Origin of the sequence: Tautonia sp. JC769, from assembly GCF_040717455.1 — a bacterium.
GTDB lineage: Bacteria > Planctomycetota > Planctomycetia > Isosphaerales > Isosphaeraceae > Tautonia.
This window is the reverse complement of sequence record NZ_JBFEFH010000012.1, coordinates 162,967-181,802: the sequence shown is the minus strand read 5'-3', so window position 1 is coordinate 181,802 and position 18,836 is coordinate 162,967. Positions and strand designations below refer to the sequence as shown.

Sequence of the window (18,836 nt, the reverse complement as noted above, 5' to 3'; positions counted from 1 at the left end):
CTGGTATCATCAAGCTCTGTCTCGGCGGGCCGGTCCGCTGAGCTTGGTCGTTAGGCGGCGGGTATGCGTGTGCCCTTCGAAGCCATCGAGCACGAGGAGTACACAGACGCTCGCTACGAAGACCGACCGTTCACGGGGACGGCGTTCTACGTTTGCAACGGCGTACTCGCCGAGGAGTGCGACTTCGTCGAAGGCTACCTCCACGGCATGCGTCGTGAGTACTATGCGAGTGGTCGCTTGATGTGGGAGGCTGCCTACCGCGACGGCGTCCCCGATGGCCGGAGTGCACACTATTTCGAGGACGGCCGCATTGAGGCAATGTTCATGTATGAGGCTGGCCAGACGCTGGAGCGTCTGGAGTTCTCATGCGAGGGAGTGAAGGTGGCTGAGTATCGCCGCGAGCCCGGCATCCTTCGGGAATGGCGTGAGGATGGATCGCTCCGTAAGGAGACGACCTTCGCATCTCCGGATGGATATGATCGCGGGAGTGTAGTCGAGGAGAGGTACTTTGACCACGATGGTAAGCCGACCGTGGTTCAGCGGAATGGAGGCTGGCGGATCGCCGGGAGCGGCCGGGACGCCTAACCTCGCGCTGCAGCGGACCCGGCCCGCCGCGGCGCTTCCCTGTCAGTCGTGGCTTTCCCTTAGCGGGCCGGTCCGCTGAGCTATGGCGTTAGGCGGTAATTCAGCGAGTACCGACGATGCGACTTCGCCTACAAACCATGCTGCTTGTCGTGGCGATCGTCGCCCTGATAACCTCCCTGGTAGTGCAAGGCTTGAGGGCAGCTCGGCGCGAGACATCGCTTCGGGCTGAATTGCGGGCTGAGCAGCGGGAGAATGAAATTGCAGAGATCAATCTCCTGGAATTGGACGCTATCCGTGAGCAGGAAGTCGCTCACCTCCAAGCTCAGGTCGACCGGCTCCAAGCCCAACTCGCGAGCATCGGCGAGGATCGCGATCGTAGACCCACCAGCACCACCCAAGAGTAACGCCTAACCTCGCGCTGCAGCGGACCCCGGCCGCCACACGCTCTGCGGTCAGTCCCAGCTTTCCCTCGGCGGCCGGGTCCGCTGAGCTTGGTCGTTAGGCGGCGGAGATCGGGCATGAAACCACGCCTGTCGATGCGTCAGGCCCTCGTCCTAGTCGCTTTGGCCGGAGGCATCCTGGCCGTACTCCGCTGGTTCGACCCGGTCGTCCGCTATCGTCGTGATCGCGATGCCGATTCGCTGTACTCCGCCCTGAGCAGCGGGGTTAAGAACGGGGATCCGGTCGAGAAACTCGAACGGCTGCTGGGTACCGGGGCGATCAACTCTTCCCCCGAATTGCGTCGCTCCGTGACTGCCTTCGCTGAGCGTTCTCCGACAGATTACCCGCAGGGGATTGCGGAGGACGACGAGTTTAGGGAATACCGATGCGGAGCAGATGAGGCGCTGATCTTGCAGTACCGTCAAGGGCGCCTGGTAAACTTCGATCCCAAGATGTTCTCAGAGGGGCCGGTTCCCTTGGCCAGTTCTTCGAGGTAGCGTCGCGTAACCGCCTAACCTCGCGCTGCAGCGGACCCGGCCCGCCGCGGCGGCTTTTGGTCACATCAAGGCTTCGCTCGGCGGTCCGGTCCGCTGAGCTTGGTCGTTAGGCGGCGGAAGGAAGACCGTACCCGCGATGTCGAAGCCCGTCTTAATGTCCATTCCTGGGATCTAAAATCCCTCGCCTTCAGGCGACCACTTCCAGTACGTTCGCGGGATGGAGCACTACCGACGGACCGCCCACACCCGCTTCGACATCAAGTTCCACCTGGTCTGGATCACCAAGTACCGCAAGAAGCTACTGCGGGGTGACGTCGGCCTCCGGCTCCGCCAGATCGTACGAACGATCTGTGCGGAGTTGGAGGTCGAGATCCTCAAGGGCCATGTCAGCGCGGACCACGTCCACCTGTTCGTCTCCTGCCCGCCGCACGTCTCGGCGAGCTACCTGGTCCAGCGGATCAAGGGGAAGAGTTCGCGGAAGCTGATGCAGGAGTACAGCCACCTGAAGAAGCTTTGCTGGGGCCGCCACCTGTGGGCCCGGGGGTTCTTCGTGGCCAGCTCGGGGAACGTGACCGACGAGGTGATCATGGAGTACATCCGGACGCAGGAGCATCGGAAGGACGACGATGACTTCCGCGTCGAGGAGCCGTAGCTCCGCTACCCCAACAGTCGGGCTTTCAGCCGACTTGTGAACCTACCGGCTTCCAGCCGGTAGAGTCGTCAGTCGTGTCAAGCGAAGGATTCTGAGGGTTCGTCCCGGGCGAGGAGGGTCGCGCCCTATCCCCGACGGCAGGGCGATCACCGAGGAGTTCGAGGTCGTGCTGCCGGGCAGCCTCAGGTCCGAGCGGATTCCGAGAGATGGGCGGGGGTTCTCGGGGTGGGCCGAGAACCGGGAATGTCGGATTTGCGTCGAGCCTTTTGAATCACCCCCCACGGATGAGGAACGACGGCATTGGCTGATCGAATCTCTCCGATATCGCATCCAGGCCATCGTTTGCATGGGGGGAGGAATCTCGGATCGCGGCGTCTCATGCGATGGGCCGATCTGGGCCGCCTGGTCTACGAGCGACCCGTTGCCCGGCCCCGAGTTCGTACACTTGCGCTCCCTGGCCGATCGTCGGGGCGTCGTGGTCCTGGCGTTTTCCGCGAGGATGGTCTCCCGTGCCGAGTTCGATGCGATGGTGGACACCATCGCGATGAGTTTCCACATTCTGGGCGAGGCGACCGCCTGACCGCGCCCATGGCCCTTGCTGTCGCCGGCGCCCCCTGTACGGGACGAGGCAGAGGTGGGGGTTCCAGACCGGGGTCCCGGGTGAGGCGCGGCGAGGGGGATCGGAGCGGGGCAGCCGTGAGGACCTCCGTCTGCACGGCGGGACCGGCGGTCCATATATCGGTCAATAGTGGCGCGTGAATTGGTTAATGGGATTCCTCGCGTTCTTTTGAAATGGGGGGGCGATGAGGGTGTGTTGCGTCTCAGTGGGGGGAGGGGGCGGAGGGGTGTTGTCGGACGGCGACGAGGGCCTGGCCGGGGGAGAGGCCGCCGTCGTTGGGGGGGAGGCGGCGGGGGGTGAGGACCTCGAAGCCGGAGGAGCGGAGGAGCGAGGCGGTGCGGGAGGCGAGCAGGGCGTTCTGGAAGACGCCGCCGGTGAGGCCCAGCGTGGTGAGGGAGCGGGGGCGGGCGAGGTCGGAGGCGATCGAGGCGAGGGCATCGGCGAGGGCGTGGTGGAAGGCGGCGGCGAGGACGGGGAGGGGGGTGCCGCGGCGGAGGTGGTGGATGAGCCAGGGCCAGAGGGGGGCGGGGTCGAGGAGGATCGGGCCGGGGGGAGAGGGGGGGCGGCGGGCGAAGGGGCAGGGGGGGGCGATCGAGGGAGGGGGGCAGAGGGCGGCGAGGGCCTCGAGTTCGAGGGCGGCCTGGCCCTCGAAGGTGGACGAGGATCGGACGCCGAGCAGGGCGGCGACGGCGTCGAAGAGGCGGCCCATGCTGCTCGTCGCGACGCAGTGGAGGCCGGTTTCGAGCTGATGGCGGATCACCCTGCGTTCGGCGGGGGATGTGGCCAGGACGCAGGGGAGGTCGTCGTCCCAGGGGATGCCGGCGGCCCAGAGGTGGGCCAGGGCCGATCGGGAGGGGTGGCGGATGGCGAGGTCGCCGCAGGGCAAGGGGATGGGAGAAAGGTGAGCGAGGCGATCAGAGCGGGCGCCGTCGCCGGAGACGAGGAGGCATTCGCCGCCCCAGATGGTGCCGTCGGGGCCGTAGCCGGTGCCGTCGCAGACCCAGGCGAGCAGGGGGGAGGTGCCGACGCGGTCGTGGTCGATGAGCAGGGACGCGGCGTGGGCGTGGTGGTGCTGGACGCGGGCGAGGGGACGCCCGAGGGAGGCGGCGAGGCGTTCGGCCCATCGGGAGGAGAGGGCGTCGGGGTGGAGGTCGCAGGCGATGAGCCGGGGATCGAACCGGAAGAGGGTTTGCATGTGATCGAGCGAGCGCTCGAAGGCGATTTGCGTGGCCAGGTCGCCCCAGTCGCCGAGGTGCTGGCTGACGAGGGCGAAGGGGGGGCGGGCCAGGCAGAAGGTCGCCTTCAGCTCGGCGCCGACGGCGAGGACGGCCGGGCCGTCGGGGATCGGCCAGGGGAGGGGGAGCGGGGCGATCCCCCGGGAGCGTCGGAGGGGGACGGGTTGATCGTCGACGACCCGGAGGACGGAGTCGTCGCAAGGGGTCCGGATCGGCCGGTCGTGCAGGAGGAAGGCGTCGGCGAGGGGGGCGAGGCGGTCGAGGGCCTCGGCGTTGTCGATGGCGATCGGCTCGTCGCTGCGGTTGCCGGAGGTCATGACGAGGGGCCGGGCGTCGTGTTCGTCGAAAAGCAACGGGTGCAGGGGTGAGTAGGGGAGCATGATGCCGAGTTGGGCCAGGCCGGGGGCGACGGAGGGGGCGAGGGCGAGGGCCTCGTCTGCGTCGGTTCGGCGGCGGAGGAGGACGACGGGGCGGTCGCGGCCGGAGAGGGCGAGGGCCTCGGCGCCGTCGACGAGGGCGAGGCGGCGGGCGTGGTCGAGGGAGGGGACCATGAGGGCGAAGGGCTTGTCGCCCCGGCCTTTGAGCGTCCGGAGCCGGGAGACGGCGGATTCGTTGGAAGCGTCGCAGGCGAGATGGAAGCCGCCGACCCCCTTGATGGCGACGATCCGGCCGAGGTCGAGGGCCTGGCGGGCGAGGGTGAGGGCGGAATCGCCGATCGGCCAGGGGGCGGGGGAGTCGGGCGATTCCTGGGCGATGGGGGCGTTCGCGACGGGGACGAACCAGAGGGTCGGGCCACAGGAGGGGCAGGCGATCGGCTGGGCGTGGAAGCGGCGGTCGGCGGGATTTTCGTATTCGAGGCGGCACGAGGGGCACAGGGGGAAGCGGGCCATCGTGGTGTGGGGGCGGTCGTACGGCAGGCGCGTCAGGATGGTGAAGCGGGGGCCGCAGTCGGTGCAGTTGAGGAACGGGTAGCGGTGGCGGCGGTCGGCGGGGTCGCGGAGTTCGCGGAGGCAATTTTCGCACGTGGCGATGTCGGGCGGGACGGGGGTGATGGGCGTCGCGCCGGATCGGCTGGGGAGGATGGCGAAGCCGGCCGCGGCGGGGTCGGGGGGGATGGGTTCGTCGGTGAGGGTGACGATGGCGGCGAGGGGGGGGGCGTCGGTTTGCAGGGATCGGCGGAAGGCGTCGATCCGGTCGGGGGGGCCCTGGGCCTCGATGACGACGCCGGCGGGGTCGTTGGCGACCCAGCCGGCCAGGGCGAGGCGGTTGGCCGCGGCGTGGACGAACGGGCGGAAGCCGACCCCCTGGACGACCCCCCGGACGAGGAAGCGGCGGCGCTGGGGGAGGGGGGGTGAGGGGAGGGGCATCGGGATTCGGGGGGGCTTGTGCTTCGGTTTGGCCGGTGGGAGGCGATCCGGTGATGGTTCCATCATGGGATCGAGGGGGGAGGGTCGGGAATGGGGTTGTGGAGCGGGATGGGAGGAGGGTCGGACATGCGGGGCGTTTGATTTTTTTCGCGGGAGCGGGAGGCATGGCGGCGTCGGTGGGGGGGCGTGATCGGGTATGCTGGACGATTGAGGGGCAGCAGGGCGGGGACGAAGGCGGTGAGATCGAGACAGGTACCCCTCACTCCGCGATCGGGGAGTAGCTGGCGAGCGGGCTTGGGGGCGAACGTCTCCGACCTTCGCCCCCGGATCGGTGAAGAGGGGGACCGAGTCCGGATCGAAGAGCCTTGCGTCCATGCCGGGGACCCCTCACCCCGGCCCTCTCCCCGCGAGCGGGGAGAGGGGGACAGAAGGCTCTGCGAACGGGAGAAGGCTGCCTACCACCTGATTTCCTCTGCCCAATGCCCACTGCCTACTGCTCCGATGGGCAGGAGCGAGGGAAATTGTTATGAGTTCGCGTGTGGTTATGGGGGATTTCTGGATGTGATTGGGGAGAAAGGAGGGAGGGATTCAATGTGTCTAGCCGTGCCGGGGCGTGTGGATCGGATCTCGGAGGAACGGGGGACGCGGATGGGGTGGGTTGATTTCGGGGGGGTGGTCAAGGAGGTCTGCCTGGAGTTCGTCCCGGAGGTGGGGGTGGGGGATTACACGATCGTGCATGTCGGGTTCGCGCTGAGCAAGATCGACGAGGCCGAGGCGAGGCGGACGCTGGACGCCTTGCGGGCGATGGGGGGCTTGGAGGGGGAACTGGGAGGCGATCCGGATGAAGTATCTGGATGAGTTCCGGGATGGGGAGGGGGCGCGGAGGCTGGTCGAGGAGATCCGGCGGGTCGTGTCGAGACCGTGGGTATTGATGGAGGTCTGCGGGGGGCAGACGCACGCGATCATCAGGAACGGGATCGACCAGGTGCTCCCGGAGGGGGTGGAGCTGGTGCACGGGCCGGGGTGCCCGGTCTGCGTGACGCCGCTGGAGGTGATCGACCGGGCGTTGGCGATCGCGAAGATCCCGGGGGTGACCTTCTGCTCGTTCGGCGACATGCTGCGGGTGCCGGGGTCGTCGACGGACCTCTCGCGGGCGAGGGCGGAGGGGGCGGACGTGAGGGTCGTGTACTCGCCGCTGGATGCATTGGCGCTGGCGAGGGCGCACCGGGATCGGGAGGTCGTCTTCTTCGGGATCGGGTTCGAGACGACGGCGCCGGCCAACGCGATGGCGGTGACGCTGGCTCGGAGGGGAGGGCTGGGGAACTTCTCGATCCTGGTGTCGCAGGTCCTGGTGCCGCCGGCGATCGAGGCGATCTGCGCATCGAAAGGAAATCGCGTGCAAGGGTTCCTGGCCGCAGGACATGTCTGTACAGTGATGGGGACGGGGCAGTATCCGGCGATCGCCGAGCGGTATCGGGTGCCGATCGTCGTGACCGGGTTCGAGCCGATCGACCTGCTCGACGGGATCCGGCGGGCGGTGGTGCAACTGGAGCGGGGGGAGGCGCGGGTCGAGAACGCGTATGCGAGGGTGGTGTCGGGCGAGGGGAACCCGGTGGCGCGGGCCTTGCTCGACGAGGTGTTTGAGGTGACGGATCAAGCTTGGCGGGGGATCGGGACGATCCCGAACAGCGGCTGGAGGCTGGCCCCGGCGTACCGCGCCTTCGACGCGGCGGGGCGGTTCGAGGTGGGGGCGATCCGGGCGGCCGAGTCGCCGGAGTGCCGGAGCGGGGACGTCTTGCAGGGGCGCATCACGCCGCCGGAGTGCCCGGCGTTTGGATCGGTCTGTACGCCGAGGCAGCCGCTGGGGGCGACGATGGTATCGAACGAGGGGGCGTGCGCGGCCTATTATCTGAATGGCCGGACGAGGGGGGCGAATGCTCATGCCTGAGCCGATCCGGTTCGACGCGTGGGCCTGTCCCTTGCCGTTGCGGGATTCGCCGACGATCGTGATGGGGCACGGGGGAGGGGGGCGGCTCTCGGGAGACTTGCTTGAGCATCTGTTCTTGCCGGCCTTCCGGAATGAGGCCCTGGAGGCTCGGGGCGACGCGGCCGTGGTGGGGGTGCCGGCGGGGCGATTGGCGTTCGCGACGGATGCTCACGTGGTGCGGCCCTTGTTCTTCCCCGGGGGGTCGATCGGCGAGCTGGCGGTGAACGGGACGGTCAATGACCTGGCGATGGCGGGGGCCAGGCCGTTGCACCTGAGCGCGAGCTTCATCCTGGAAGAAGGGCTCGCGTTGGATCGGCTCGCGGCGATCGTCGAACGGATGGCCGGGGCGGCGAGGCGGGCCGGGGTGGCGATCGTGACCGGCGATACGAAGGTGGTCGAGCGCGGTCACGGCGACGGGTGCTACATCACCACGAGCGGGATCGGCGTGGTGCCGGACGGGCGATCGGTGGGACCCGAGCGGGCGAGGGCGGGGGACGCGGTGCTCGTGAGCGGGACGATCGGCGATCACGGGGTGGCGATCCTGAGCGTCCGCGAGGGATTGGAATTCGAGTCGGCGATCGAGAGCGACACCGCGCCCCTCACAGATTTGGTCGAGCGGCTCTTCGCGGCGTCGGTCGACGTGCGGACCCTGCGCGATCCGACCCGGGGGGGCCTGGCGGCGACGCTCGTGGAGCTTGCGGAGCGGTCGGGGCTGGGGGTGGTGCTGGACGAGGGGGCCATCCCGGTGCGGCCTGAGGTGCGGGGGGCCTGCGAGCTGCTCGGCCTCGATCCCTTGATGATCGCCAACGAGGGGAAGCTGGTGGCGATCGTGCCCGAGGACCAGGCCGAGCCGGCGCTGGAGGCGATGCGGGGTTCGGCGATCGGTCGGCAGGCGGTCCGGATCGGGACGGTCGTGGCGGAGCACCCGGGGACGGTCGTCATGAAGACGGGCATCGGCGGGCGTCGGGTGGTGACGCTGCCATTGGGGGAGCAATTGCCGAGGATTTGCTAGGTCGATCGGATCGGATCCGGTCGGGTCAACGCCCCTGGCGGCGCTCGTCGAGGAAGGCGAGCCAGTCGTCGACGCCCTGGCCGGTTTTGGCCGAGGTCTCGATGAGGCGGACGCCGGGGCGGACGTCGAGCAGGTGGGACCGGGCGGCGTCGCGGTCGAACTCGCAGGCGTCGGCGAGGTCGATCTTGGTGAGGACGACGGCATCGGCGGAGTTGTAGATGCCGGGGTATTTCAAGGGTTTGTCCTCCCCCTCGGTGACGGAGAGGAGGGCGACCCGGCACGACTCGCCCAGGTCGTAGCTGGAGGTGCAGACGAGGTTGCCGACGTTCTCGATGAACAGGACGTCGTGCGAGGGGAGATCCCAGGCGTCGAGGTGGCGGTCGATCATCTCGGCGTCGAGGTGGCAGATGCCGTGCGTCTCGATCTGGCGGACCGGGCACCCGGCCCGGGCGAGTCGCCGGGCGTCGCGGTCGGTTTCGAGGTCCCCCACCAAGGCGGCGGGGCGGCCGCCACGGGCCTTGAGGGCCGAGAGGGTCCGCTCCAGCAGCAGCGTCTTGCCGGAGCCGGGGCCGGAGACGAGGTTGACGACGAACAGCCCGGCGTCACGGAACCGGAGCCGCAGGGCGGCGGCGAGCTGGTCGTTCTTCTTCAGGAGCCCCTGGCGAAGCTCGACGATCCGGGGGGTCATGGACGGCGCTCCGATGGGGTGACGGCCTGGCCTCGATCCTGGTCCTCGACCTCGATCGATTCGAGTTCCAGTTCCTTGCCCCGCACGACCGCGGCCGAAGGGTGATCGCAATGCGGGCAGCGGAACGGAGGAGCCTCGGCCAGATCCACGATTCGTCCGCAAGGTTCGCAGCGGATGGCGATGGGGATGGATTCGATCTCCAGGGCCGCGCCTTCGAGCGGGGTGGCTCGGGTCACGACCTCGAAGCAAAAGGTGAGGGCCTCGGCCGCGACCCCGGCGAGGACTCCGATGCGGAGCCGGACGCGAGTGACCCGACATGGGGCCGATCCTGCCAGGGCTTCGGTGACCTGATGGACGAGGGCATTGGCGATCGAGAGTTCGTGCATGCGCGATGGTGTCCTTGCTCGGCATGCGCGGTGGTTGGGCATCGACCCGGCGGCAACTCAGCGTCCTGCGGTCCCGGATGGCTCGAGCGACCAGGCCAGGTGCAACCCCATGGCCGAGGCCAGCCGGCCGAGCGTCGCCACGGTCGGGTTCCGGTTCAGTCCCGTCTCAATTTTGTGGATTGCGGCCCGGTCGATCCCCGAGATCGCGGCCAGGTCGGCGTAGCTCAGGCCGAGTCGCCCCCGCTCGGCCCGTAAGGCCATCGCCAGCTCCCGAGCAGGCCAGGGGGCGGGTCCGGCCTCCCGCTGAGCACGCATGGCGGCGGCGTCTTCCTCGCCCAGTTCGCCCGAGGCCACCAGCTCGTCCAGCGTGATTCCCGGGCGGAACCGACGGCGGATCGTGTCCTCCTCGGCCCGCTGCTCGGGCGTCCGATCGATGCGGACGCGATGGGGCAGGTCCTCGCCGGTCATGATGCATGGTCCTTCGGATCGGGTTCGTAGGCGGTCACCGGCCGCAAGATGACCGGGTCGGCCGCGACTACCTCATAGACAACAACGATCCAACGCCCGGTGAAGGTGAACCCCGCGACCAGGGGTCGGCCGCTCGAACGGCTGGTGCGCTCGACGGCGTCGTCGGCCAGCAAGACCGACTCGACCTCGTCCGGCGAAAGCCCGTGTTCGCGGACGTGGTGGAGGTTGCCGCTGAGGTCGTCTTCGTCGTCCCAGGCCACGAGCGCATCGGTTCGACGCATTCGGATTTCCACGATCGAGACGGTTCGTTGTCGTATCTCAATACTACAGTCATGGCAATGCGATGGCGAGGGCCTCGGCCGAAACCCCGTCGAGGACGCCGAGGCGGAGCCGGACGCGGGTGACCCGGCACGGGGCCGAGCCTGCGAGGGCTTCGGCGACCTGCCGCGCCAGGGCCTCGGCGATCGAGAGTTCGTGCATGATCGGATCGGCGATCAGGGGATCGGGGACTGAGGGGGATCGGGATCAAGGATGGCGATGTCCGTCGGACGGATCAAGGATCGTCGACTTCGGACTCGGGAGCAAGGGATTGCGAGGCCGCCGGGGTCGGCCCGAGACGACTTCTGGCAGGATGTAGTGTGCGGGAGGATCGATCGCGGAGCTAGACCAATGGGCGGGGCGATCGGGGAGACGCCTCACGGATCGAGGGGGCGAGGGCATCGGATCGGCACGAGCGGGACGTCTGGGGAGAAGCGCCGGACCGATCGGGATGGCGCGGCCAATAAAACCGCTCGAACCGGCGTAATGGGCTTGAGCACGTCGGGATGGCCGGCCGATATCGAGACTGAGGTTCCCCGGGGACATTCGGGGAGCGATCGGTGATGAGCGGGAACGGGCCGGCCGATCGGAACCATGGAGATGAGCCGTTGAACACCCCAGCCTCAACTCGGCGACTTCTGGCCGTTGTCCTTGCATTGGCAGTGATGGGGCCAGCCTGGGCGTCGGGTCAGATGGGAGGTCCGTCGGGGTCGGTCGGGGGATCGTCCGGCTATCAAGGGCCGACCGATACGAGCCTTGGGCGCATGCCGGGCGGGGGCGGAAACCTCACGGGGAACGCTCCCGGGTCGGATCGGCCGATCATCGGGGGCGGGACGGGGGCGGCCTCCCGGGTGCCGCCGAGCCTCTCGCAGCCGGGGGGGGACCAGTTCCAGGGGCTCGGCGGGGCCGGCATCGGCCTCATCCCGAGCCTCCCCGAGGCGACCTTGCCGGTCTTCGGGCCGCTCTCGCTGCCGGAGGTCGAGGACGAGGGGCCGCCCGAGGGCCTGACGCTCGACCAGGCGATCGCGCTCTTGCTGCGCGAGAGCCTGGAGCTGCGGAGCCGATTCTACGAGCTGCCCAAGGCCCGGGCCGACATCCTGACGGCCAGCCTCTACCCGAATCCCTTGATCTTCTACGACGCGCAGCTCGTCCCGTACGGCAACTACTCGGAGCGTCGGCCCGGCGGGCCGGTCCAGCACGACCTGAACATCCAGCACCCGCTCGACCTGACCGGCAAGGTGGCGGCCCGGACCCGGGTCGCAGAGCGGGCCTACACGGTGCTGGAGGCCCAGTATCAGGATGCCGTGCGGGTTGAGATCGATAACCTGTATCGGGCCTTCGTCGACGCGTTGCTGGCCCGCGAGGCGATCGCCTACGCGAGGGCCTCTGTCGCCGGCCTGGACGCGTTCCTGGAGACGGTCCGAGATCGCCAGCAGGAGGAGCTGGCGACCGAGGTCGACGTCAATCAGGTCCTGATCATCCGGGAGCGGGCCCTGATTGGCTTCGAAGACGCCGTCCAGACGGACCGGGCGGCTCGCCTCCGGCTGGGGACGCTCCTGAATCTTTCGCCGGCCCAGATCGAGCAACTGCAGGTGCGGGGGACCTTGTTTTTGACCGACGCCCCGGCTGCTCCTCAGGGAGAACCGTTGATCCGGCTCGCCCTGGAGTCGCGCCCGGATCTGCTGGCCTTCCGACTCGGGATCGACCGGAGCCGGGCCGACCTCGACCTGGCCCGGGCCAACCGCCTGGCCGACGTGTACGTGCTTTATCAGCCATTCACCTATCAGGACAACGACGTCGGCATCGGCGAGGGCGGGTCGTACTCGTGGGCGCTGGGCCTGACGGCGCCGCTGCCCCTGTACAACCGCAACCAGGGGAACATCAGGAGGGCCGAGCTGAACGTCGAGCAGACGAAGGTGGAGCTGGCCTCTCGCGAGCGTCGAGTCGTTGCCGAGGTGATCCAGGCCGAGCAGGAATACCAGGTGGCCCGAGCCGCCGCCGAGCGGCTCCGGCAGATCTCTCGGCCGGCCGCCGAAGAGGTGCTCGACACGGCCCTGGTCCGCTACCGGGCGGGCGAGCAGAACCTGTTGTTCGTCCTGAACGCGTACCGGGAATACAACGGATTCGTGCGCGAGTACCTCTCGACCTGGGTCCGCTACCGCCGCGCGATGCTCCGCCTGAATACGGCCGTCGGCCGCCGCATCCTTCCTTGATTTCGGCCTCGGAGCCGTTGAAGGCCGGAGGAGGGGGAAGACGCGGACGAACGCCAAGGCCGATTACTCGTCGGCCCGGCGGCGGTAGTAGTCGAGCCAGGCGCTGCCCTGGCGTTCGGTCAGCCCGGCGAAGGTGGCGTCGATGGCGGTTTTGGGGGGCGTCCCGGCCCGCTCGCGGTCGACCCCCTGGAGGACGAGGCGCTCGGTTTCCCCCTTCCACTCTCCGGTCGCCTTGCCGTTGGCGAGGGCGGCGTAATACCAGATCCGGGCGTCCCCCGGCTCCTGCTCGATCAGCTCGAAGAAGGTCTGGCGGGCCTCCTCGAACTCGTCGGCCTCGAACTGGTCGATTCCTTGTTCCAGGGCGGAGTCGGCCGCCCCGTCGGCGTCGTCGGGGTCGGGGGTGACGAGTTCTCGGACGAGTCCCTCGGATTGCCCGGGATCGGGGGGGGCCTCGGCCTCGGAGCCGGCCCCGATGCCGGCGGCGAGGGGAGAATCGAGGGCGTTTCGGCCGGAACCGGAGCCGAGGAGGCCGCCGCCGATCCCGCCGGCGGCGTCGACCCGGTCCTTCACGCTCGTCAGGTCCGATTCGAGGCGGTCGATCGTGTCGGCCATCGCGTCGATTTGTTCCGATTGATTGCGCGACTGCCGGGCGAGGCCCTCGAGGACCTCCGAGGTCGGCTCGACCGCGGCGATCCGGTTCTCGAGCTCGGCGAGGCGGTCGCCCAGGGCGTCCACTCGGGGATCGGGGGCGGACTGGCTCGACTCGACCGTCGCGCGGAGCCGGTCGACCTGATCGGCGAGGCGGTCGATCCGGGCGGACTCGGCCCGAACCGCGCCGGAGGGGTCGGGGCTGTTTCTGGAATCGGAGGGTTCGGTTGCGTCGGGATCGCCGACCGATTCGCCCGCCCGGGCAATGGCCTGATCCCCCTGCGGATCTTCGGCCGTCGACGAGGGGGAGGAGAGGAAGGCGTCATAGGCCCAGGCACCGATGAGGCCGAAGATCAAGGCGAGCGCCGAGGCCGTGATCAGGGTCATCACGCTGATGGAGCCGCCGGTCGGTCGATTGCCTGGGTGAGTCCCGGCGCCGGTCTTGCGATCGGTCGGGCCGCCCGGGGCGACGCCTTCGGGACGCTCGGTGACGATCAATTCTCGCTGGGCGTCCGGGATCGGGTCATCGAGCCGTCGATCGTCTTGATTCTTGGACATGATGTCTTCTCTCGAATCTGGCGTCCGAAGGATCGGCCCGGCCGTCTTGGCGATCGGGACGACGGCGAGGCTCGGCACTCTCAAAAGAGGAACACGTTGCGAATGTGATGCCCTGGATCATCAATTCCCGTGCTCGGCCCGTTTTTTGCGTTGGCATCGCATTTGCTGCTGTGTGCAGCGACGTCGAGGTCATTTTGGGCCGAGTTGGCCCGATCTGGCCCGGTGATCGGTGTCGGATCGGGGCGGCCGGGGTCCGCTCGTTTACTCTCAAGTAAAAAGCGTGCGACCAATTGTGATGAGCACCCTGGATCAACGCCTTCCCGCGCGGCGAGTGGCCTGGATTGCCGGAGGGGCCGCGGCCCTGGTGGTGGCCGGATTCCTGCTCCTGGCCTGGAGCCCCTGGTCGGGGAAGGTCGAGGACGTTTCGGGAACCGATCGCGAGGAGGGCCGGGAGCGCTTGTCGGCCCGGCACTCGGGTCTGCTCGCCATCTCAAGCGATCGGCAGCGGGTTCTGGGGATCATGACGACCGAGGTCAAGGCCGGCCCCGTGACTCAGGTGTTCAACGCTCCTGGTCAGATTATTCCGGACGAGGCCCAGCACGCCTATATCACCCCCCGGGCACCGGGGGTGGTCCGCGATGTCCTTGTGCAGATTGGTCAGCAGGTTGAGGAAGGGGAGTTGCTGGCCCAGATCGACAGTCAGGAAGTGGCCGATGCTCGGCTGAACCTGATCAACGCCTTGCAGCAACTGGAAGTGGCTCGGGCGCGGCTCAACTGGCGGGAGACGACCTATACGAATGCGATCGCGATGCTTGAGGCGTTGAAGCAGGGAATGCCTCCCGAGGAGATCCAGGAGCAGTTCGCCGATCGTCCCGTCGGCCGGACCCGGGAGGAGCTGCTCCGGGCTTACTCGCAGTATCACCTCTCCGGGTACGAGGAGAATCTTTACGAGAATCTGCGCGACAAGGACGCGGTCGCGCCGGCCCGATACCGGGTGGAGCAGGCCGAGTTCGGGGTCGATCGCGCGATCTACCGGGGCCTGATGGACCGCCTGGCATTTGAGGAAACGCTCGAGTACACGCTCGCCCGTCAGCGATTGCGCGAGGCGAGGACCTCGGTCAAGGTTGAGCTGGAGACGCTTCGCGTCCTGAACGCGTCGGCCGAGGAGATCCTCGATCGGTTCGAGTCGGGGGAGCTGACGCGAGACGCCCCGGGCCGGAGCCCCTTGCGGACCCTGAGCATGACGGCCGACGCGGCGATCGACCCCTCGCGCGACCTCGATGAGCTGAGGAGATCCGAGGGGACCCCGGTGAGCACCTACGACATCCGGGCCCCGTTCGCCGGGACGATCCTGGAGCGGGGGAGGGTGGTCCCCGGGGTGGTGATCGACGGCCGGGAGCAGCTCTTCACGATGGCCGACCTGGACGAGGTCTGGGTCGAGGCCCATGTGCACGAGGGGGACTTCTTCCTGCTCCGGGAGGCCAGGGGGGGCTCGGTCCGATTCTCGGCGGCGGCCTACCCCGGCCGGGTCTTCGAGGGCAAGGTGCTGTACACCGGCGACCTCGTGGACGAGAAGAGCCGGACCATCCGGATGATCGCCGAGGCCCGGAACCCCGACCGCCTGCTGAAGCCCGGCATGTTCGTGCAGATCCGAGTGCAGGCGAAGGACCCGAGGGAGCTGCCGCTGGTCCCGTCCTCGGCCATCCTGACGGAGGGGGACGAGCACTTCGTCTTCGTCCAGGTTGATACCGAGCGGTTCGAGCGTCGGGTGATCGAGACGGGCCGCCGCAACGAGGAAGAGGACGTCGTGTCCGTCGTCGAAGGTCTCGAACCGGGGGATCGCGTCGTCGTCGCCGGGGCGTTCGAGCTGAAGGCGGAGCTGATCGCGGAAGAGGAAGGGCACAGCTCGGCCCCAGCGGACGAAGCCGGCGGCCCGGGTCGATCGGGGGGCGGATCCGGCGACTGAGTGGGCCGGGCGAGGGCAAGGGCGAGGAACGGCAGCGGAGGTTCGGCGACGATGGTCGATGGCCTGATCCGGTACGCGTTGACCAGCAGGGGGGTCGTCCTGCTGCTGACGGTCGTCCTGATCGCCTCGGGAGTCTGGTGCGCGTTGAACTTGCGGATGGACGCGCAGCCGGACATCACCCCCCCCTTGGTCTCGGTGCTGACCGACGCCCCGGCGTTGAGCCCCGAGGAGATCGAGCAGTTCGTGACCATCCCGGTGGAGAATGGTCTGAACGCGATTCCCAAGATCGATTCGATCCGGTCGATCTCCCAGCAAGGGCTCTCGGTGGTTCGGATCATCTTCGAGCGGGGGACGGACATTTACTGGGCCCGCGCCCAGGTCTCGCAGCAGCTCGAGCAGATCAGGGCCGAGATTCCGGAAGGATTCGGCACCCCCGCGATGGGACCGATCACGACCGGCCTGGGGGAGATCATCCAGTTCGAGGTGAAGAACGCCCCGGGCTCCGACACGCCGAAGTCGCTGATGGAGCTGCGGACGATCCTCGACTGGGAGGTCGCACTCCCCTTGCGGGGCGTCCCGGGGGTCATCGGCGTCAACTCGTTCGGCGGCGAGCTGAAGACCTATCGGGCCGAGGTCTCCCCGGATCGGATGCTCGCCCGGAGCATCCCCATGGACCGGCTCTTCGAGGCGCTCGGCGCGAACAACGCGAACGCCGGCGGCGGCTACATCCAGCGCAACGGGGAGGTCCGGATCATCCGCGGCGAGGGCCTGATCCGGGGGACCGAGGACATGGACCGCATCGTCCTCGACAGCACCGAGGACGGCACGCCGATCTTCCTCCGGGACATCGGCCGGTCGATCACCGCCCCGATGCTCCGCAAGGGGGCCGTGACCCGGGACGGCGAGGGGGAGTCGGTCACCGCGATTGTCTACATGCTGATCGGCTCGAATACGAGGCTGGTGGTCGATCGGGTCGAGGAGCGGCTCGAGGCCATCCGGCAGGACCTCGAGCCGCTGGGCGTCGAGATCGACGTCTACTACAACCGAGGGTCCCTGATCGAGACGACGCTCCACACGGTCGCCGAGAATCTGGTGGTCGGCGGGGCGCTGGTGATCGCGGTCTTGCTCGTGCTGCTCGGCAACTGGCGGGCGGCCCTGATCACCGCGGCGGTCATCCCCCTGGCGATGCTCGGCGCCGTCGACGCGATGTACCTCTACGGGATCGCCGGCAGCCTGCTGAGCCTGGGGGCGATCGACTTCGGCCTGATCGTCGATAGCGCCGTGATCGTGATCGAGAACATCGTCCGGCGGCTCTCGCACGCCGAGGAGGGGGATTCGAAGCTCGACGTCGTCTACGAGGCGACCCGGGAGGTCAAGACGCCGGTCCTCTACGGCGTCGGGATCATCACGATGGTCAACCTGCCGATCCTCGCCCTGCAGGGGGTGGAGGGGGCGATGTTCCGGCCGATGGCCCTGACCCTGATCTTCGCCCTGTCCGGGTCGATGCTGCTGGCCCTGACGGCCGTGCCCGTGGCCGCCTCCTTCTTCCTGAAGATGGGGACCGGCGAGAAGGAGACGTGGCTCATCCGCCAGGCGAAGCGGCTGTACAGGCCGATGCTGCCGGTGTTCCTCGACCACCCCTGGGCCGTGATCGCCGCCTTCGTCGCGGCCCTGGCGCTGAGCATCCCGCCCGCCCTCTCGATGGGGGGCGAGTTCATCCCGCAGCTCGACGAGGGGGATCTCGTCATCATCATGTCTCGCCCGCCCAGCGCCTCGCTCGAGGAGGGGATCGAGCAATCGACCCGGCTCGAGCAGGAATTGCTCTCAAGATTCCCGGATGAGATCGAGACGATCGTCAGCCGGACCGGTCGCCCGGAGATCGGCCTCGACCCGGCCCCTTTGAATCGCACCGATACGTTTATCTTCCTGTCAGATTACGAGGAGTGGACCGCCGTCGAGGACAAGGACGCGCTCGTCGACGAGCTGGAGGAAATCTGCGACTACCTGATGCCCGGCACGAAGCTCAACTTCAGCCAGCCGATCGAGCTGCGCTTCAACGAGCTGATCTCGGGGGTCCGGGCCGATGTCGGGATCGCCCTCTTCGGCGACGACCTGGACGAGCTGAGCCGGAAGGCCGCCGAGATGGTCGAGGTCCTCAAGACGGTCGACGGGGCGGCCGACGTCAAGGCGCAGCCGATCCGGGGCCTGCCGTACCTCCGGGTGCTCGTCGACCGGGACCAGGTCGCCCGCTACGGGATCAACGTCGAGGACGTGCTCGACGCGGTCCGGGCCATGGGAGGGTACACGGTGGGCCAGGTCGTGGTCGACCAGCGGCGATTCGACCTGCAGGTCCGGTACGAGCCGGAGGACCGCAGCGATCTCGAGGCGATCGGGGCCATCAGGATCGCCGACCCCCGCGGCCGGATGCTCCCCCTGGGCGACCTCTGCGAGATCCGGATGGAGGACGGCGTGTACGAGATCCGCCGGCTCAATCGCGAGCGTCGGGCCCTGGTCCAGTGCAACGTCAGGGGCCGGGACCTCGCCAGCTTCGTCGCCGCGGGCAAGCGGGCGTTCGACGAGCAGATCGACCTGCCCGAGGGGTACCGGATCGACTGGGGGGGGACGTACGAGAACCTCCGATCGGCCGTCAGGCGGATGACGATCGTGCTGCCGCTGTCCTTGATCCTGATCTTCCTGCTGCTCTACGCGACGTTCGGCTCGATGAAGCTGGGCCTGCTCATCTTCCTCTCGGTCCCGTTCGCGTCGATCGGCGGGATCTTCCTGCTGTTCGCCCGGGGGATCGACTTCAGCATCTCGGCGGGGATCGGGTTCATCGCCCTGGCGGGGGTCTCGGTGCTCGACGGCCTCGTGCTGGTCTCGGCGATCCGGGACCGGCTGACCGAAAAGGGGGAGGACGTCCGCGAGGCCGTCTTCGAGGCCTCGATGGAGCGGCTCCGGCCGATCCTCATGACCGGCCTGGTCGCCAGCCTCGGCTTCGTGCCGATGGCCTTCAACACCGGGATCGGCGCCGAGGTCCAGCGGCCGCTCGCCACGGTGGTCGTCGGCGGGATCATCACCAGCACCCTGATGAAGCTCATCCTGCTCCCCGCCATCTACCACTGGTTCGACCCCGGCGTCGGCCATCGGGGAGAGGCCGGCGGCGTGGAGCATCCGGCCGGCTGACCGCCCGACCCTC

Annotated in this window: 17 protein-coding genes; 10 read left to right on the top strand and 7 right to left on the bottom strand. The window is 68.4% G+C overall.

The window, feature by feature from the left end:
* Positions 1-63: 63 nt before the first annotated feature.
* The 4 genes from AB1L88_RS14140 to tnpA all read left to right on the top strand — a co-directional run bounded on the left by AB1L88_RS14140 (position 64) and on the right by tnpA (position 2,175).
* Positions 64-585: a hypothetical protein gene (locus AB1L88_RS14140; RefSeq protein ID WP_367097310.1), complete on the top strand. Its 522-nt coding sequence runs from the start codon at positions 64-66 to the stop codon at positions 583-585.
* A gap of 116 nt (positions 586-701) precedes the next feature.
* The gene (locus tag AB1L88_RS14135; protein WP_367097309.1) at positions 702-989 is read left to right on the top strand and encodes a hypothetical protein; all 288 of its coding nucleotides are present in this window, start codon (positions 702-704) and stop codon (positions 987-989) included.
* Between the two features lie 114 nt (positions 990-1,103).
* On the top strand, positions 1,104-1,523 hold the full coding sequence (locus tag AB1L88_RS14130) for a hypothetical protein (protein WP_367097308.1): 420 nt from the start codon (positions 1,104-1,106) through the stop codon (positions 1,521-1,523).
* A 217-nt stretch (positions 1,524-1,740) separates the two neighbouring features.
* The gene (tnpA, locus tag AB1L88_RS14125) at positions 1,741-2,175 is read left to right on the top strand and encodes an IS200/IS605 family transposase (protein WP_169981471.1); all 435 of its coding nucleotides are present in this window, start codon (positions 1,741-1,743) and stop codon (positions 2,173-2,175) included.
* Between the two features lie 821 nt (positions 2,176-2,996).
* Here the strand turns inward: tnpA and hypF are convergent.
* Entirely contained in the window at positions 2,997-5,396 is a 2,400-nt protein-coding gene (gene hypF, locus AB1L88_RS14120; protein ID WP_367097307.1) for a carbamoyltransferase HypF, read from the bottom strand.
* Between the two features lie 591 nt (positions 5,397-5,987).
* Here hypF and AB1L88_RS14115 point away from each other — a divergent pair.
* The 3 genes from AB1L88_RS14115 to hypE are packed head-to-tail and all read left to right on the top strand — an operon-like array spanning position 5,988 to position 8,395.
* A complete protein-coding gene (locus AB1L88_RS14115; protein ID WP_367097306.1) occupies positions 5,988-6,254 on the top strand; it encodes a HypC/HybG/HupF family hydrogenase formation chaperone in 267 nt (88 codons plus the stop codon).
* Positions 6,238-7,344: a hydrogenase formation protein HypD gene (gene hypD, locus AB1L88_RS14110; RefSeq protein ID WP_367097305.1), complete on the top strand. Its 1,107-nt coding sequence runs from the start codon at positions 6,238-6,240 to the stop codon at positions 7,342-7,344. The genes AB1L88_RS14115 and hypD overlap by 17 nt, the downstream gene beginning before the upstream one ends.
* Complete coding sequence (hypE, locus tag AB1L88_RS14105; protein ID WP_367097317.1) at positions 7,337-8,395, top strand: hydrogenase expression/formation protein HypE; 1,059 nt, start codon at positions 7,337-7,339, stop codon at positions 8,393-8,395. The genes hypD and hypE overlap by 8 nt, the downstream gene beginning before the upstream one ends.
* Before the next feature lie 25 nt (positions 8,396-8,420).
* Here the strand turns inward: hypE and hypB are convergent, their stop codons facing one another.
* The 5 genes from hypB to AB1L88_RS14080 are packed head-to-tail and all read right to left on the bottom strand — an operon-like array spanning position 8,421 to position 10,417.
* The gene (gene hypB / locus AB1L88_RS14100) at positions 8,421-9,083 is read right to left on the bottom strand and encodes a hydrogenase nickel incorporation protein HypB (protein ID WP_367097304.1); all 663 of its coding nucleotides are present in this window, start codon (positions 9,081-9,083) and stop codon (positions 8,421-8,423) included.
* Positions 9,080-9,469: a hydrogenase maturation nickel metallochaperone HypA gene (hypA, locus tag AB1L88_RS14095; RefSeq protein WP_367097303.1), complete on the bottom strand. Its 390-nt coding sequence runs from the start codon at positions 9,467-9,469 to the stop codon at positions 9,080-9,082. Before hypA ends, hypB begins: the two co-directional genes overlap by 4 nt.
* A 57-nt stretch (positions 9,470-9,526) precedes the next feature.
* Complete coding sequence (locus AB1L88_RS14090) at positions 9,527-9,937, bottom strand: helix-turn-helix transcriptional regulator (protein ID WP_367097302.1); 411 nt, start codon at positions 9,935-9,937, stop codon at positions 9,527-9,529.
* Complete coding sequence (locus tag AB1L88_RS14085) at positions 9,934-10,218, bottom strand: hypothetical protein (protein WP_367097301.1); 285 nt, start codon at positions 10,216-10,218, stop codon at positions 9,934-9,936. Before AB1L88_RS14085 ends, AB1L88_RS14090 begins: the two co-directional genes overlap by 4 nt.
* 49 nt (positions 10,219-10,267) lie before the next feature.
* Entirely contained in the window at positions 10,268-10,417 is a 150-nt protein-coding gene (locus AB1L88_RS14080; protein ID WP_367097300.1) for a hydrogenase/urease maturation nickel metallochaperone HypA, read from the bottom strand.
* A gap of 602 nt (positions 10,418-11,019) precedes the next feature.
* Here AB1L88_RS14080 and AB1L88_RS14075 point away from each other — a divergent pair.
* Positions 11,020-12,468, top strand: a complete 1,449-nt coding sequence (locus AB1L88_RS14075; RefSeq protein ID WP_367097299.1) for a TolC family protein — start codon at positions 11,020-11,022, stop codon at positions 12,466-12,468.
* Positions 12,469-12,531: 63 nt separating this feature from the next.
* On the opposite strand, the gene AB1L88_RS14070 is transcribed toward AB1L88_RS14075, so the two are convergent.
* The gene (locus tag AB1L88_RS14070; protein WP_367097298.1) at positions 12,532-13,674 is read right to left on the bottom strand and encodes a hypothetical protein; all 1,143 of its coding nucleotides are present in this window, start codon (positions 13,672-13,674) and stop codon (positions 12,532-12,534) included.
* 295 nt (positions 13,675-13,969) lie between these two features.
* On the opposite strand from AB1L88_RS14070, the gene AB1L88_RS14065 reads away from it, so the two are divergent.
* Both AB1L88_RS14065 and AB1L88_RS14060 read left to right on the top strand, forming a co-directional pair.
* Positions 13,970-15,640, top strand: coding sequence for an efflux RND transporter periplasmic adaptor subunit (locus AB1L88_RS14065; protein WP_367097297.1), 1,671 nt, complete (start codon positions 13,970-13,972; stop codon positions 15,638-15,640).
* A gap of 51 nt (positions 15,641-15,691) precedes the next feature.
* Positions 15,692-18,823, top strand: a complete 3,132-nt coding sequence (locus AB1L88_RS14060) for a CusA/CzcA family heavy metal efflux RND transporter (protein WP_367097296.1) — start codon at positions 15,692-15,694, stop codon at positions 18,821-18,823.
* Positions 18,824-18,836 lie beyond the last annotated feature (13 nt).